Source organism: Microbacterium esteraromaticum (genome assembly GCF_028747645.1).
In the GTDB taxonomy this organism is placed as follows: Bacteria; Actinomycetota; Actinomycetes; order Actinomycetales; family Microbacteriaceae; genus Microbacterium; species Microbacterium esteraromaticum_C.
Genome location: NZ_CP118100.1, coordinates 2104680 through 2120416 on the forward strand (window position 1 = coordinate 2104680; position 15737 = coordinate 2120416).

The 15737-nt window shown below is 68.6% G+C and carries 16 protein-coding genes and 1 riboswitch; of the genes, 1 reads left to right on the forward strand and 15 read right to left on the reverse strand.

Annotation, left to right across the window (positions count from 1 at the left end; all coding sequences use genetic code 11):
- Positions 1 to 162 precede the first annotated feature (162 nt).
- From PTQ19_RS09905 to infC, 13 genes are all read right to left on the reverse strand, one after another.
- The gene (locus PTQ19_RS09905) at positions 163 to 2289 is read right to left on the reverse strand and encodes a bifunctional hydroxymethylpyrimidine kinase/phosphomethylpyrimidine kinase (protein WP_274367193.1); all 2127 of its coding nucleotides are present in this window, start codon (positions 2287 to 2289) and stop codon (positions 163 to 165) included.
- Positions 2286 to 3128: a hydroxyethylthiazole kinase gene (thiM, locus tag PTQ19_RS09910; RefSeq protein WP_274367194.1), complete on the reverse strand. Its 843-nt coding sequence runs from the start codon at positions 3126 to 3128 to the stop codon at positions 2286 to 2288. Before thiM ends, PTQ19_RS09905 begins: the two co-directional genes overlap by 4 nt.
- A riboswitch (TPP riboswitch) is annotated at positions 3120 to 3213 on the reverse strand. (Overlaps the previous gene by 9 nt.)
- Before the next feature lie 47 nt (positions 3214 to 3260).
- A complete protein-coding gene (locus PTQ19_RS09915; RefSeq protein ID WP_274367195.1) occupies positions 3261 to 4226 on the reverse strand; it encodes an NAD-dependent epimerase/dehydratase family protein in 966 nt (321 codons plus the stop codon).
- An 84-nt stretch (positions 4227 to 4310) separates the two neighbouring features.
- Entirely contained in the window at positions 4311 to 6809 is a 2499-nt protein-coding gene (gene pheT, locus PTQ19_RS09920; RefSeq protein WP_274367196.1) for a phenylalanine--tRNA ligase subunit beta, read from the reverse strand.
- Positions 6809 to 7849 (reverse strand): phenylalanine--tRNA ligase subunit alpha, encoded by a 1041-nt coding sequence (gene pheS / locus PTQ19_RS09925; RefSeq protein WP_206822236.1) that lies wholly within the window; start codon positions 7847 to 7849, stop codon positions 6809 to 6811. The genes pheT and pheS overlap by 1 nt, the downstream gene beginning before the upstream one ends.
- Positions 7850 to 7891: 42 nt before the next feature.
- Positions 7892 to 8809: an amino acid ABC transporter permease gene (locus tag PTQ19_RS09930; RefSeq protein ID WP_179410448.1), complete on the reverse strand. Its 918-nt coding sequence runs from the start codon at positions 8807 to 8809 to the stop codon at positions 7892 to 7894.
- Positions 8806 to 9462 carry an amino acid ABC transporter permease gene (locus PTQ19_RS09935; protein WP_206822234.1) on the reverse strand — a complete coding sequence of 219 codons (657 nt, stop codon included), beginning with the start codon at positions 9460 to 9462 and terminating at the stop codon, positions 8806 to 8808. Before PTQ19_RS09935 ends, PTQ19_RS09930 begins: the two co-directional genes overlap by 4 nt.
- Before the next feature lie 67 nt (positions 9463 to 9529).
- On the reverse strand, positions 9530 to 10441 hold the full coding sequence (locus PTQ19_RS09940) for a glutamate ABC transporter substrate-binding protein (protein ID WP_274367197.1): 912 nt from the start codon (positions 10439 to 10441) through the stop codon (positions 9530 to 9532).
- A 32-nt stretch (positions 10442 to 10473) separates the two neighbouring features.
- A complete protein-coding gene (locus PTQ19_RS09945; RefSeq protein WP_206551764.1) occupies positions 10474 to 11223 on the reverse strand; it encodes an amino acid ABC transporter ATP-binding protein in 750 nt (249 codons plus the stop codon).
- An 86-nt stretch (positions 11224 to 11309) separates the two neighbouring features.
- Positions 11310 to 12116: a TrmH family RNA methyltransferase gene (locus PTQ19_RS09950; RefSeq protein ID WP_206822230.1), complete on the reverse strand. Its 807-nt coding sequence runs from the start codon at positions 12114 to 12116 to the stop codon at positions 11310 to 11312.
- A gap of 92 nt (positions 12117 to 12208) precedes the next feature.
- A complete protein-coding gene (gene rplT, locus PTQ19_RS09955; protein WP_206551762.1) occupies positions 12209 to 12595 on the reverse strand; it encodes a 50S ribosomal protein L20 in 387 nt (128 codons plus the stop codon).
- Positions 12596 to 12631: 36 nt separating this feature from the next.
- Positions 12632 to 12829 (reverse strand): 50S ribosomal protein L35, encoded by a 198-nt coding sequence (gene rpmI / locus PTQ19_RS09960; RefSeq protein ID WP_179410442.1) that lies wholly within the window; start codon positions 12827 to 12829, stop codon positions 12632 to 12634.
- A 74-nt stretch (positions 12830 to 12903) separates the two neighbouring features.
- Positions 12904 to 13509: a translation initiation factor IF-3 gene (infC, locus tag PTQ19_RS09965; RefSeq protein WP_179411810.1), complete on the reverse strand. Its 606-nt coding sequence runs from the start codon at positions 13507 to 13509 to the stop codon at positions 12904 to 12906.
- A 241-nt stretch (positions 13510 to 13750) separates the two neighbouring features.
- On the opposite strand from infC, the gene PTQ19_RS09970 reads away from it, so the two are divergent.
- Positions 13751 to 14137: a DUF1844 domain-containing protein gene (locus PTQ19_RS09970; RefSeq protein WP_179410441.1), complete on the forward strand. Its 387-nt coding sequence runs from the start codon at positions 13751 to 13753 to the stop codon at positions 14135 to 14137.
- Here PTQ19_RS09970 and PTQ19_RS09975 read toward each other — a convergent pair.
- A complete protein-coding gene (locus PTQ19_RS09975) occupies positions 14130 to 14924 on the reverse strand; it encodes an SseB family protein (protein ID WP_206551761.1) in 795 nt (264 codons plus the stop codon). The two genes, PTQ19_RS09970 and PTQ19_RS09975, sit on opposite strands and share 8 nt — an antisense overlap.
- On the reverse strand, positions 14908 to 15654 hold the full coding sequence (priA, locus tag PTQ19_RS09980; protein WP_179410439.1) for a bifunctional 1-(5-phosphoribosyl)-5-((5-phosphoribosylamino)methylideneamino)imidazole-4-carboxamide isomerase/phosphoribosylanthranilate isomerase PriA: 747 nt from the start codon (positions 15652 to 15654) through the stop codon (positions 14908 to 14910). The genes PTQ19_RS09975 and priA overlap by 17 nt, the downstream gene beginning before the upstream one ends.
- Between the last annotated feature and the right edge of the window lie 83 nt (positions 15655 to 15737).

The window sequence follows — 15737 nt, forward strand, 5'->3', positions numbered from 1 at the left end:
CGCCTATGGTCGGCGGCCGCCGCGGCGTCGGCGCGGGCGCACAACGGCGACGCTCGGGGAGAGCGTCGTGCGGTTGTGCGGGGCCGAAGGCATGCGGTGACGATATCGAGTCGTCGCCACCGGGCGCAAGTTGACGCGACCGGGCCGCCGCGCCGTTCGCCGTCACCGAAGATCGAAGAAGGCCCGTTCGTGCGCGGCGGCCAGGTCGAACGCTCGGCGCATGCGCGACCGCTGCGCATCATCTGATCTGGCGGCTGCTGCGGTGACGTACGCGATGGCCTGCGCGTTGGCGACCGCGAACGTCGGGTCGGCATATGTCGCCAGCCACGAGGCGAACGGATGCGCCGGATCGAGGGGCTCCGGCCCGAAGGCACCGCTGTGCAGGCGTTCGCCGAGGTCGGCGTACAGCCAGAAGCACGGCAGCACCGCCGCGATCAGGGTCGAGTAGTCGCCGGTGAACGCCGTCGCACGCAGGTGGTCCAGATAGCCGGTCGTGACGGGGGTGGGATCGGCCGAGAACGTGGCCGCCGACACCCCGGTCATCGGTGTGAGCCACGAGGCGTGCATGGCCAGCTCACCGGCGATCGCGCCGTGTGCGCCCTCAGCCCAGAACGCCTGTTCCGCCGCAGTGGGTGCGAGGCGCGCAGCTTCGGCGAGCACCCGCGCGTACTCACGCAGGTACAGCGCGTCCTGCTCCAGGTAGTGCAGGAATGTCGCCCGATCGAGCGTGCCGTCGGCGAGTGCGCGGATGAATGGCAGCGCGTCGATGTCGTGACGGATGCTCGCGATACCGGCCCACCATTCGGCGCGCACGTCATCGGCGGTCGGTCGCGTGCCGAGCCCGCCGCGTTGCCAGAGGCCGGCGAAGTGGTTGACCGGCCCGTGACCGCGCCCGACGCCGAGCGCCGCTCCTGCGCGCAGCGACTCGCGCAGCCAGGCGCGAGAGTCGGCGATCGCGAGCGACCAGTCGGCCCCTGCCGCACGGCGCGTGGCCACAGCGGATGAGAGCGAGCAACCGGTGCCGTGTGTGCTGGTGGTGGCGATGCGCGCACCGGAGAAGTGGGAGATCACGCCTTCCGCTCCGACGAGGGCGTCGGGTGCGTCGTCGCTGTCGAGGTGCCCGCCCTTGACGAGCACCAGGGCATCGACGGCTGCCGCGAGGTCGCGCGCCGCATCGAGCGCGTCGTCCCACCCGATGACCCGCCGTCCGGCCAGCACCTCGAGTTCGGCGATGTTCGGGGTGAGCAGGTCGGCCCGCCGCGCGAGGCGGTGCAGTGCCGCCTCCGCGCGCTCATCGAGCAGACGGTCGCCGGAGGTGGCGACCATGACCGGATCGAGCACGACGGTCGCCGGACGGTTGTCGTCCAGCCAGGCGTCCACCGTGGCGATCACCTCGGCATCCGCGAGCATCCCGATCTTCACCGCATCGATCTCGATGTCGTCGGCGAGCGCGTCGAGTTGCGCACGCAGGAACGACACCGGCGGGACGTGCACCTCGCGCACGCCGCGTGTGTTCTGCGCCGTGAGTGCGGTCAGTGCTGCCATGCCGTAGCCGCCGTTGGCGGCGATGGATTTCAGGTCGGCCTGGATGCCGGCACCCCCGGAGGGGTCGCTGCCGGCGATGCTCAGCACCCGGGGAACCGCGGAGCCGCTCCACCGCGCGCGCAGCACGGTGGTCGCGAGGTGCGCGTCGTCGGCCGCGCAGATCTGCGACACCACGGCGACACCGGCGGCACCTGCCGCGCGCAGCGGTACAACGTCATCCGAACGGATGCCACCGATCGCGACGGCGGGAACAGGGCTCTGCGCGGCGAGCGCGGCGAAGCCTGCGATGCCGAGCGGTGCCGGGTGATCGGGCTTCGTACTCGTCGGACGGATCACCCCGGCACCGATGTAGTCGACCGTCCCGGCCGGAAGGTCGCGCAGCGCCGCCAGGTGCTCCGGCGTGTTCGCGGTGAGGCCGACGAGGGCATCCGGCCCGAGCAGGCGTCGCACCTCGGTCGCCGGCATGTCGAACTGTCCCACATGGACCCCGTCGACGCGGGCTCCCCGGCGGCGTGCGGCAAGAACGGCGTCGACGCGGTCGTCGACGACGAGCAGCGCGCGTCCGTCGATGACCTCGGACAGGGTGACGAGTTGGTCGACGATGGCGTCGTCGTCCGCGTGCTTGTCGCGCAGCTGCACGATGGTGGCGCCGCCGTCGACCGCATCGCGGACGGTCTGCACGACACCGCGCGCACCGCACAGGTGCGGATCGGTGACCAGGTAGATCGACAGGTCGTACGTCACCGTGCGTCCTCCTCGATCCGGGCGTCGCGCAGCAGATCGTCTGCCTCGACCGCCGCGAGCGCGTCGATGAATGCGACGGCGAAGCTGCCGGGGCCCGCGGCGACCTTGGCCGCGCGCTCGGCGGCGACGGTGTAGACGAGGGTCGCCGCAGCCACCGCCGTCATGGCGTCGGCCCCGGTTGCTCGGGCCGCGCCGAGGAAGGCGGCCATGACGGCTCCGAGCGCGCACCCTCCCCCGGTGACGCGCGTGAGCAGCGGGTCGCCGTTGGCGATCCGGATCACCCGTTCACGGTCGGTGATCAGGTCGGTGGCACCCGAGACCGCCACCACGCTCCCCCACCGTGCGGCGATCGTACGGGCCGCCTCCATGGCGGCATCCGGGGCGTCGACGGCGTCGACGCCCCGTCCGCCGGCACCGGTGCCGGCCAGGGCGAGGATCTCACTCGCGTTGCCGCGCACGGCCGTCGGATGCTGGGCGACCAGCTCGGCGGCGAGTGCCGTCCGCACGGGGAGTGCTCCGATCGCGACCGGGTCGAGCACCCACGGCGTACCCGCCGTGTTCGCGCCGCGCACCGCCTCGGACATGGCCGCGCGCTGCTCGGGCGGCGGAGTGCCGAGGTTCACCAGCAGCGCATCGGCGATACCGGCGAAGATCCCGGACTCGCCGACGATGCCGACCATCGCGGGTGCCGCCCCCGTCGCCAGAAGCACATTGGCCGTGAACCCCGTGACCACGGTGTTGGTGATGCACTGGGTCAGCGGAGGTGTTCGGCGCACCTCGCGCAGCAGCTCGGCGGCGGCGGCCGGAATACGGGCGGATGGGCGCAGACGATCGTTCATGGACGACATCCCTTCGCTAGTACGAACTAGATCAGGTTCGACGGGTGTGATCTCAGCCGCTTCTGCGGCACCCCGTGTCACTGTGCGCGAGTCTAGCGAAGCCTGCCGGTTCGGGCCTCGACCGGACCAAGCTCAGACGAGCTGTGCGAGCAGCTCGCTCTCGTCGTGCCGGGTCAGACCGGCGCGACGCTCGCGGTCCAGTCCCCGGGCGCGTTCGTCGGCGAGCACGCTCCGGATCGTCTGGTCGAGGGGCGTGAACCCGCCGCCGGCGGCGCGGTACGCACGGTTGTCGTGCTGCGCGAAGCCCGGCATGTCCGCGGGCAGCCACAGCGGCAGTGAGCGCTCCCCCATCCAGTACTGCACGCCGTGCGCACCGAGCCAGTCGTCGTCGGCCACCCGGACCGGACCGGTGTGCCCGGACTCGGTACGGAAGGCGTCGAGCAGGTCGCTCAGCGGCAGCGGATCGCCGATGGCATTGACGACCCCGGTGCGCCGGTCAGCGGTGATGAACCCGGCGAGATCGTCGACGTCGATCACCTGAGCGAATCGGTCGCGACTGTCGGGCGCCAGCACTGCGCCGTCACCGGCGCGTGCGAAGGCCGCCGCCCAGTATCCGAAGCGGTCGCTGGGATCGCCGGCGCCGACCACCAGGCCGGGCCGGACGATGCCGGCCCGCGTGCCCAGGGCGGTCACCGCCTGTTCGGCGGCGACCTTCTGGGCGCTGTAGTCGTACTCGTCGCCCGGCTGCGCGGGCGCGTGGAGCGGTCCGGTCTCGTCGAGACCGACGGTGACCTCGTCGGCGTACACCGAGACCGACGACACGTATGTCCAGTGCGCCGCGCTGTCGCCGAGCGCCGCGACGGCCGCACCCACGTGATCCGCGCGCGAGGAGATATCGACGATCTCGTCCCACTGCTGCTCACGCAGCCGGTCGTAGACATCCGGTTCGTCGCGGTCCCCGCGCAACAGCACGGTGCCGTCCGGGGCCGGTCGGCTCCCGCGTGCCAGACACGTCACCTGCGCGCCGGCGTCACGCCAGCGCTGCGCGATCCGTCCCGAAAGCCATCCTGTTCCGCCGAGCACCAGCACCTGAGTCATGCGTCCATGCCATCGGCATCCGAGAGCAGACGCAAGCGATTCCGCTCACAGCGCAGGCACCGTGAGCGGAATCGCCGATGCGACTCAGTCGCGGATGCTCGCGCCGAAGCGCTGCGTCGCCACGGCGACGCCCGCGAGCTTTGCCTCGCTCGCCTCGGCGGCGGTCAGCGTACGGTCGGATGCCCGGAAGCGCAGGGCGTAGCTGAGGCTCTTCTGCCCGTCGCCCAGGCCCTCGCCGCGGTAGTCGTCGACGAGACGCACGGACTCGAGCAGGTCGCCGGCGCCCTCGACGAGCGCGGCGCGCACCTCGGCGGCCGGCACCTCGACACCCACGACCAGCGAGACGTCCTGCGTGGCCGCAGGATACGTCGACAGGGACTCGACGACGACGCGCTCGCCCGCGAGGGTGAGCAGACGATCCAGGTCCAGTTCGAACACGACGACACGCCCCGGCAGGTCGGCGTCGGCCGAGACCTGCGGGTGCAGCTCGCCGACGTAGCCGATCTGCTCGCCGCGCACGCTCAGTGCCCCGGCGCGTCCCGGATGCAGCGCGGCGCGCTGCGTCTGCGCGACGTCGATGTCGACGCCGGCGGCGACGCCGATCACGCGCACGACGTCCAGCGCATCGGCCAGGTCGACGTGCTCGGCAGGGCGTCCCGGCTGGCGCGGGGTGATATTGCCGGCGAACAGCGCCGCGATGTGCCTCGGCTGCGGCGGGATGGCCGCGTTGAGCGCCGCCAGCGTCTCATCGTCGGGGCGTTCGCCGAGCGGCGGGATGAAGTCCGTGCCGTAGGTCACGCCCTCTTCGGGGGTGAACACCGACCCGACCTCGAACAGGCCGAGATCCACCAGACCGCGCGAGATGTTGCGGTGCGCGGTCTGCACCAGGGCGGGCAGCAGCGATCGGCGCAGGAACGGCGCCTGCCCGTCGAGTGCGTTGGCCAGACGGATGCTGGGCAGGTGATCGCCGGTCGCCGAGCCGTGCAGGTCGTTGAGCTGCTCGGTGGTGAACGGGAACGACGGCGTCTCGACCAGACCGGCCGCGGCGAGGGCATCCGCCACCCGCTTGCGTCCCTGCTGCAGCGCCGTGTAGCCACGGCCCGACGGCGGGACCGGCAGTACGGACGGGATCCGGTCGAGACCGTGGATGCGCGCGATCTCCTCGACGAGCGTCCACTTGTCGGTGAGGTCGGGTCGCCAGCTCGGCGGGATCACGAACCACCCGTCACCCTGCGCCGCGACCTCGGCGCCGATCATCTCGAGTGCCCCGACGACCTCGTCGTCGGTGTAGTCGACGCCCACGACGCCATCGGCGAAGCCACGCGGCAGCGCGATTCCGGCGATCTCGAACTCGGTGTACAGCGCGCCGCCCTCGTCGGTCAGCGTTCCCCCGGCGAGCTCGACCATCAGATCGGCCACCCGGCGTGCGGCGACGAACGGGATCAGCGGATCGACACCCCGCTCGAAGCGCTTCGACGCCTCGCTCGGCAGCTTGTGTCGGCGGGCGCTCCGGGCGATCGTGACCGGATCGAACGTCGCCGCCTCGATCAGCACGTTGCGCGTGGTGTCACTCATCTCGGTCGTGCCGCCGCCCATGACGCCTGCAATGCCGATGGGGCCCGAACCGTCGGTGATCAGCAGATCCTCGACGTGCAGAGCGCGATCCTGCCCGTCGAGCGTGGTGATGCGCTCGCCCTGGCCCGCGCGACGCACCACGATGCCGCCGTCGAGCTTGTCGAGGTCGTAGCCGTGAATCGGGTTGCCCAGTTCGAGCATGACGTAGTTGGTGATGTCGATCAGGATGCCCAGCGAGCGCATGCCCGCCAGCGCGAGCCGGGCGACCATCCACGGCGGGGTGGGACGGCTCGGGTCGACATCGCGGACGACGCGTGCGACGAACTCGCGCGCGCCGACGGTGCCGCGGATCGGGTTCTCATCCTCGACGCGGATGTCGAAGCCCGTTCCCGGCTGCAGCTCGGCGAAGTCGCGCTCGGCGGGATCGCTGAAAGCACCCCCGGTGGCGTGACCGTACTCGCGGGCGACGCCACGCAGTGAGAACGCGTAGCCGCGGTCGGGCGTGACGTTGATCTCGACGGCGACATCGTTGAGGTGCAGCAGTTCGATGGCGTCAGTACCGACCTCGGGATCCAGACCCAGCGTCGACAGCACGATGATGCCGTCGTGCTCGTCGCCGAGGCCGAGCTCGCGCGCCGAGGCGATCATGCCGTCCGAGACATGGCCGTACGTCTTGCGCGCGGCGATCGGGAACGGCCCGGGCAGCACAGCCCCGGGCAGGGTCACCACGACCTTGTCACCGGCGACGAAGTTGTGCGCACCGCAGACGATTCCGCGGGGCTCGTCTTCGCCCACATCGACCTGGCACCAGTTGATCGTCTTGCCGTTCTTCTGCGGCTCGGGCTCGACCGAGAGCACCTGACCGACCACGACGGGACCGGTGATCTCGACGCGATGGATGTCCTCCTCTTCGAAGCCCACCGAGAGGAACGACGCCAGAACGTCTTCCGGAGTGGCATCCGCTGCCACCTCGACGTACTCGCGCAACCAGGAAAGCGGAATACGCATCACACCACCATCCCGAACTGCTCGCTGAAGCGCACATCGCCCTCTGCCATGTCGCGCATGTCTTTCACATCGCTGCGGAACATCAGCGCCCGCTCGACGCCGATACCGAAGGCGAACCCGCTGTAGACCTCCGGGTCGATCCCCGCCGCGCGCAGCACGTTGGGATTGACCATTCCGCAACCGCCCCACTCGATCCAGCGGGCGCCGCCCTTGAAGGTCGGATGCCACAGATCGAACTCGGCCGAAGGCTCGGTGAACGGGAAGTAGTTGGTGCGCAGGCGCGTCTTCGCCTCGGCTCCGAAGAGCTGCTTGGCGAGGTGGTCGAGCGTGCCCTTCAGATGCGCCATGGTGATGCCCTTGTCAACCACGAGGCCCTCGACCTGGGTGAACACCGGCAGGTGCGTGGCGTCGAACTCATCAGTGCGGTACACGCGACCAGGGCACAGCACGTAGATCGGCACCTCTCGATCGAGCATCGAGCGCACCTGCACCGGGCTGGTGTGCGTGCGCATCACCAGGTGGCGCGACGTCGGGTCGACGTAGAAGGTGTCCTGCTCCTGACGCGCCGGGTGGTCGACATCGAAGTTCAGGGCGTCGAAGTTGAACCACTCGTGCTCGAGCTCGGGGCCCTCGGCGATCTCCCACCCCATGCCGACGAAGATGTCGCTGATCTGCTCTTGCATGAGCGGCAGCGGATGGCGCGCACCCACACGCGAACGCGAGGCGAGCGCGGTGATGTCGACCCGCTCGGCCTCCAGGCGGGCTGCCGTCTCGGCCTCGGCCAGCTCGGCCTCCTTGGCGGCCAGGGCCTGGGCGACCCGACCCCTCCCCTGCCCGATCAGCTTGCCGAACGTCGCCTTGTGCTCGGGCGCGACCTGACGCATGGACGCGTTCAGGACGGCCAGCGGCGACCCTTCGGCCACATGCGCGGCTTTGGCGGATTTGAGCTGGGCGGTGTCGCTCGCGGCTTCGACGGCAGCGAGTGCCGCCGTGACCGCGGCCTCGACCGCTTCGGGGGTGATCTCAGGAGTGGCTGACACGAGATCAGAGTCTACCGGCGCGGCGACGACCGGCCGTTCCGTTCAGCGTCGGTCCCGACCCAGCCGCCGTCCCCGCTTGCCGTCCCCCTGGGCGACCAGAAGTTCGGTGTCGGTTCCTTCGTGCATGAGCACGGCCGCCTCGGCTTCCAGCACCTTGTCCTTCGGCGAGCGGCGTGTGCGGATCTCGAGCCACTTCGCGATGCCCGAGAGAATCAGACACATCACGATGTAGATGCCACCGATGACGAAGGCGGACTGCAGGATCGGGCGCCCCTGCTGCGAGCTGAGCAGCTTGGCGTAGTAGAGCAACTCGGGGTAGGTGATGATGAATCCCAGTGCCGTGTCTTTCATGGTCACGACGAGCTGAGCGACGATGACCGGAAGCATCGCCCGCACAGCCTGCGGGAAGAGGATCAGCCGCATCACTCCGCTCTTGCGCAGACCGATCGCGTAGCCGGCTTCCTTCTGTCCACGTGGCAAGGATTCAATTCCCGCTCGGAAGACTTCGGCCAGCACGGAACCGTTGTACGCCATCAGTGCCAGTACAACCGCCCAGTAGGGCTCCATCTTGACGCCGACGACGGGAAGACCGTAGTAGAGCAGCATCATCATGACCAGAACCGGTACCGCTCGCAGCAGCTCTGTGACTGCGGTCACCGGCACACGGATCCAGGCGTGGTCTGACAGACGCCCGATCGCCAGCACAAGACCCAGAACAAGACTCAGCACTGCGGCCAGCGCGAACGCGGCCAGCGTGTTGCCGAGCGCCTCAAGAATGCTCATCCACACGTTGCTGAAGGTGAACACGTACCACTTCGACGCCTCGAACTGGCCAGACTCCCAGAGCCGGTAAGTCATGAAGCCGATCACGGCGAGCACGAGGAGCACCGTGACCGCTGCCAGTACCCGGTTGCGGGCGATCGCACGCGGTCCGGGTACGTCGTAAAGGACGGAAGTCATCGTGCGATCCTCCACTTGTTCTCAAGCGTTCGCTGCGCCCAGCTCATCAATAGCACGAGCGCGACGAAGACCACCGCCACCCACAGCAGCACTTCCATGGGGTTACCGGGCCGGTCAGGCGCATCGTTGATGGTGGCGCGCAGTGCGGCGAGCTCGGAGATCGCGAAGCCGGCGGCCACCGTGGTGTTCTTGAGCAGCGCGATGAACACGCTCATCATCGGCGGCACGACGGACCGGAACGCCTGCGGCAGAACCACGAGTGTCATCACCTGCCCGAACGGCAGGCCGATCGCACGCGCAGCTTCGGCCTGCCCGACGTGCACGGTGTTGATACCCGCACGCAGCACCTCAGCGACATAGGTCGCGGTGTAGATGCCGATCGCCAGGATGCCGAGCACGGTGTTCGATAGCGGGGGCAGTCCCAACTGCGGATATCCGAACACGAAGAAGAAGAACACCAGGGTCAGAGGGGTGTTCCGAACGAGGTTGACATAGACCGTGCCCACTCCTCGCGCGATCGGCACCGGCGAGACGCGCATCGCACCGACGATGATGCCGAGAACGAGGGCGATAATCCCTCCGAACACGAACACCAGCAGGGTGTTGGTCAGCGCCTCGCTCCACAGGTCGAGGTTGCCGAAGATGACGTCCACGTCTTCTCATTCCTCCGTCGGATGATGGTGCGGGGGCGCGATGCATCCGCGCCCCCGCAGATGTCGTTCAGTACGCGTCGACCGCAGGCTGCTCGACCTGGATGCCCGAGTCGCCGAGGTTGTTGTCGAAAATCTGCTGCCAGACATCGCCGCCATCGGTGAACAGCGTGTTGATGTGGTCGCGCAGCACGTCATCGCCCTTGGGTAGACCGACGCCGTAGCGCTCTTCGGTGAACAGTCCACCCGTGACCTTGACGTCATCGGGGTACTGCGCCGCGTAGCCGATCAGGATGGCCTGGTCGGTGGTCACAGCCTCGACCTTGCCGCTGATCAGGTCTTCGACGCAGGCGGAGTAGAGATCGTACTCCTGCGTCTTGATGTCGGGGAAGTTCGCCTTGATGTTCTGGATCGGCGTGGAGCCTGTCGCCGAGCAGACGGTCTTGCCGTTGAAGTCCTCGAGCTTGGTCGCCTCCGGCGCGTCCTTCGCGACCAGCAACCCCTGACCCGTGACGAAGTACGGTCCCGCGAAGTCGATCTGCTCCTTGCGCTTGTCGTTGATCGAGTACGTGCCGACGTAGTAGTCGATGTCGCCGTTGACGATGGCCTGCTCGCGGTTGGCCGAGGCGATCGGCTTGAACTCGATCTGGTCCTCATCGAAGCCGAGCGACGCCGCGATCCAGCGTGCGATGTCGACGTCGAATCCCGTGCGATCGCCCGAGGTCACGTCGAGGTAGCCCAGGCCGGGCTGATCTTCTTTGACGCCGATGATGACGCCGTCGCGCTCGACCATCGCGTCGAAAGTCGGGCTGCCGTCGAGGCTGACATCCGTCGCGACCTCCCACGGCGTGGATGATCCGGCGTCGCCGCCATCGCCGCCGTCGCCACCGGGGTCCGACGGGGTTCCGCTGTTGCAGGCGGTCAGGGCGAACAACGCCACCGTTGCGATGCCGATTCCTGCCAGTGTGCGTGTACGTCGCATGTGCGTCTCCTTATGGGATGTGTGGACGGGAGTCAGTGGGTGAGCAGCTTGGAGAGGAAGTCCTTGGCGCGCGCGCTCTGCGGGTTCGTGAAGAACTGCTCGGGCGTGGCCTGCTCGACGATCTGCCCATCGGCCATGAACACGACCCGGTTGGCCGCCTTGCGCGCGAAGCCCATCTCGTGAGTGACGACGATCATCGTCATACCCTCGTTGGCGAGCCCGATCATCACGTCGAGCACCTCGGTGATCATCTCGGGGTCCAGGGCGCTGGTGGGCTCATCGAAGAGCATGACCTTCGGGCGCATCGCCAGGGCACGGGCGATGGCGACACGCTGCTGCTGTCCACCCGACAGCTGCGCAGGAAGCTTGCGCGCCTGCTCGGCGACCCCGACGCGCTCCAGCAGCGCCATGGCCTCCTTCTCGGCATCCGCCTTCTTGAGGCCGCGGACCTTGATCGGGCCGAGCGTGACGTTCTCGAGGATCGTCAGGTGCGCGAACAGGTTGAACGACTGAAAGACCATGCCGACCTCGGCGCGCAGGTGCGCGAGCGCCTTGCCCTCGGCGGGCAGCACTTTGCCGTCGATGCGGATCTCGCCGCTGGTGATCGTCTCCAGCCGGTTGATGGTGCGGCAGAGCGTGGACTTACCCGAGCCTGACGGTCCGATGACGACGACGACCTCACCGCGGTCGACCGTGAGGTTGATGTCGGTCAGCGCCTGGAAGTCGCCGTAGTGCTTCTGGACGTTCTCGACGACCACGAGGGCGTCTCTGCTCTCTGCCATGGCCCAACTCTAGGGCCGGGGCCTCGACAGCACAGGGGGTCGTCGTGGTCTTTATCGTTTCGTGATCGGCGGCGCGATGGCGCCGATCAGTGCTCGGCGCGCTGCGCGAACGCGCTCTCGTACAGGCACACGCTCGCGGCGGTCGCGAGGTTCAACGACTCGGCCTGCCCGTAGATCGGCAGCTTCAGTGCCTGGTCGGCGAGCCCGCGGGCATCCGCTTCGAGCCCCCGCGCCTCGTTGCCGAACAACCAGGCGGTCGGCTTGGCGAGCGTGTTGTCGGCGCGCGCAGACAACAGATCGCCCCCGCCCACATCGGCGGCGAGCACCTGCAGTCCGGCCGCGTGCGCACGGCTGACGACGTCGGCTAGGTCGCCTCCCACCGAGATCGGCAGGTGGAACAGCGAGCCCGTGGTCGAGCGGACGACCTTCGGGTTGTAGGGATCAACGGTGCGGCCGGTCAGCACGACAGCATCCGCCCCTGCGGCGTCCGCCGCACGGATGATCGTGCCGAGATTGCCCGGGTCGCGCACCTCTTCGCAGATCGCGATCAGGCGCGGGGACGCCGCGAAGATGTCCTTCACAGCGGTCGGGGTCTGGCGGGCCACCGCGATCAGCCCCTGCGGGGTCACGGTGTCGGCCATCGCGTCGAGCACGTCCTCGGTCACGTAGTCGAACGGGACCTCGTGCTCGGCGACCAGCTGGCGGATGTCGGCGTGCCGTTCCCACGCAGTCGGCGTCGCGTAGAGCTCGACGATCGCACCGGGCACGTACCGCAATGCCTCACGGACCGCCTGCGGCCCCTCCAGCAGGAACAGACCGGTCTCGACGCGCGCACTGCGCTTGGAGAGCTTGGCGACAGCGCGGACACGGGGCGAGCGAGGATTCTCCAGCACGGCATCAGTCTATCGGCGCGCCGCGGATGCCCCGGGACGCGAAACGGGCGCCTCCCCGAGGGGAGACGCCCGTTTGCGTGAAGAGCGGATGCTCAGGCAGCCGACTTCGGAGCGTTGACGTCCGAGGGAAGAGCGTTCTTCGCGGTCTCGACCAGCGACGCGAATGCGGCGGCGTCGGTCACGGCGAGCTCGGCGAGCATACGGCGGTCAACCTGCACACCGGCCAGGCCCAGACCCTGCATGAAGCGGTTGTACGTGATGCCGTTCTGGCGGGCAGCGGCGTTGATGCGCTGGATCCACAGACGACGGAAGTCGCCCTTGCGCTTGCGACGGTCACGGTACGCGTAGACGAGCGAGTGGGTGACCTGCTCCTTCGCCTTGCGGTAAAGGCGCGAACGCTGGCCACGGTAACCCGAGGCGCGTTCGAGGATGACGCGACGCTTCTTCTGCGCGTTTACCGCGCGCTTGACTCTTGCCATTTTCGTGTATTCCTATTCCGTACGCTCGGGCGGGGCTCAGCCGCGACCGAGAAGCTTGTTCGCGACCTTGGAGTCGGCCTTCGAGAGCACCTGGTCCTGGTTCAGGCGGCGCGTGCGACGGCTCGACTTGTGCTCGAGGTTGTGGCGCATGCCGGCCTGCTGCTTCTTCAGCTTTCCGCTGCCGGTGATCTTGAAGCGCTTCTTCGCACCCGAGTGGGTCTTCTGCTTCGGCATCTTCTCTTCCTTCGTGTGGCGCCCTGGCGGGCGACGGTGGATACCCGCTCGCAAGCGGGAGACTGGGGGGCGGCTCAGGCCTCGGCGTCGTTGCCCGTCGAGGACTTCGCCTCGCGCGCGGCCTGCTTGTTCGCCGAGCGGACGGCGTTCTGCTCGGCCTTGGCCTCGGACTTGTTCTTCAGCGGCGCGATGACCATGACCATGTTGCGACCGTCGATGGTGGGGTTCGACTCGACCGAGCCGAACTCGGCGACGTCCTCGGCGAACTTGCGCAGCAGACGCACACCCTGCTCGGGACGTGACTGCTCGCGACCGCGGAACAGGATCATGGCCTTGACCTTGTCGCCGGCCTTGAGGAAGCCCTCGGCCCGCTTGAGCTTGGTCGTGTAGTCGTGGGCCTCGATCTTCAGGCGGAAGCGCACCTCTTTGAGGATGGTGTTCGCCTGGTTACGGCGTGCTTCCTTCGCCTTCTGCGCGGCCTCGTACTTGAACTTGCCGTAGTCCATGATCTTGACCACGGGCGGCTTGGAGTTGGGAGCCACCTCGACGAGGTCGAGATCGGCTTCCTGGGCCAGACGCAGCGCTGCCTCGATGCGGACAACGCCGATCTGCTCACCCGCAGGTCCGACGAGGCGGACCTCGGGGACGCGGATGCGCTCATTGGTACGGGGATCGCTGATGCGGAGCTCCTTAGACGTGGGTTGTCGGCCACCGAGTCGCTGTTGACGCCTCGGGCGAATTCGGAGTTCCCCCACCCGCCGATGCTTCAGATGCACCGGCTTGTCACACCCTTTCCACCGAAACCGGCGGGGTGCAGAACCCGGTAGCCTGGAACGGCAAGCGCGGGTGGGATTGGATCCTCTTTCGTGCCGGAGCGTGACGCTCCGGAGCCCGCAGAAGTCTAACAGAAAGCAACACGAAGTGACGATTCCTGCTGAGCCCCACGACCACCGCCTCGACACCTGGGCCGAGCAGGAGCAGGCAGCGACCGCCGCGGGACGCGACATCGCCGACGTTCCCGCGGTCGAGGTGATCACCACGACCGCTGTTCACCTGATGAGTGCGGCCGCCGTGAAACTCGGCCTGGCGGATGACCCCGAGAAGCAGCTCGACCTCGATGAGGCCCGCAAGCTCATCAACGCCCTCGCCGGGCTCATCACCGCCGGGGCGCCCGAGATCAGCAGCGCGCACGCCAGCCCGCTGCGCGACGGTCTGCGCTCGCTTCAGCTGGCCTTCCGTGAGGCATCGGTCATCCCGGACCCGATCGGCAAGGGCCCCGGCGAGAAGTGGACCGGCCCGGTCAACTGACCTCGGAGCGCGTGAGCTTGACGGTGAGCGAGTCGACCAGAACCGCCATGCGGTCATCGGCCGCCCACCGTTGAGCCAGCCGCGCCAGCACAGCGTCCAGAGTCTCGCGGTCCAGGCCATCGATCAGCGTCAGCGTGACGATCAGTTCGGGGCCGCGCATGCGGGCATCCGCGTCCCCCGACGCGACGGCCACATCGATGACGGCCAGTTCGTGCGCGATACTCTCACGCAGGGCCGTGAACACCTCCGGCGACAGGAAGCTCGGCTCCCACGGCTGGCTCTGCGCCATCGCCCAGATCGCGGGGCGACGCACGACGAACTCGGTGTCGGATGCCGGATCGAGCACGATCAGATCGGTCTGCTCGCTCGACGCCGACAGCGCGACGCGCACGGCCTCGACCGGGATCGGCCGGGCCTGAGCGTCCCAGCGCCGCATCGTGTCGACGGAAGAGAAGACCGGCTGCACGCGACGCCCGTCGGGGGCGGCCACGGTGACGATCGAGAGCTCCTGGGTCTTGTCGACCTTCAGTCCGGTCGGCCCGACGCCCTCATCGCCGCGCTCGGCGACCAGCGGCACGAGCACGCGGGCGCTTCGCAACGCATCGACGACCTCGACCTGCGACCCCTCGCCCGAGCGGAATCGCCGCAAAGCGGCGAGCAGCGCAGGGTCGGCGGATCCGTCGTCGGCGGCGTGGGGGTTGGTCTCGAAACTGCGCCCCTCCCACGGCACGCCCGCCGAGTCAGCGGGGGCACCGTGGTCGCAGGCGTCGTCAGTCCCCTGCGACATCCAGAGCCTCGGCGAGGGTGAACTGTCCGGCGTAGAGCGCCTTGCCGACGATCGCGCCCTCGACACCCAGCGGGACGAGCTCGCGCAGTGCGGCGATGTCGTCGAGGCTGGAGACGCCGCCCGAGGCGATCACGGGCTTCGGTGTGCGCGCGGTGATCTCCCGCAGCAGATCGAGGTTGGGTCCGCGCAGCGTGCCGTCCTTGGTGACGTCGGTGACGACGTAGCGGCTGCAGCCGGCCTCTTCGAGGCGCTCCAGCACCTCCCAGATGTCGCCGCCTTCCTTGGTCCAGCCGCGTGCCGCGAGGGTCGTGCCGCGCACGTCGAGTCCGACGGCGACGGCCTCGCCGTAGCGGCTGATGACGTCGGCGGCCCACTCGGGGTTCTCCAGCGCCGCGGTGCCGAGGTTGATACGGGCCGCGCCCGACTCCAGCGCCGCTTCGAGGCTCGCGTCATCGCGGATGCCGCCCGAGACCTCGATGTTGATGCCGCGGTACTGCTTGATGACCTTGCGCAGGATCGAGCTGTTGCTGCCCCGGCCGAAGGCCGCGTCGAGGTCGACGAGGTGGATCCACTGGGCGCCGGCGTCGACGAACTCGCCTGCCGCGTCGACGGGGTCGCCGTAGTTGGTCTCGGTGCCCGCCTCGCCCTGGGTGAGTCGCACCGCCTTTCCGCCGGCCACATCCACGGCGGGCAGCAGGATCAGGGCTGGTGACTGTGCGAAATCGTTCATGGCTTCCTTGTGGAGGGTAGGGCGGCCCGGTCGGGCACGAGAGACGAGAGTAGTCTTCGGCGACGAAGTCCTCAAACCCTGTG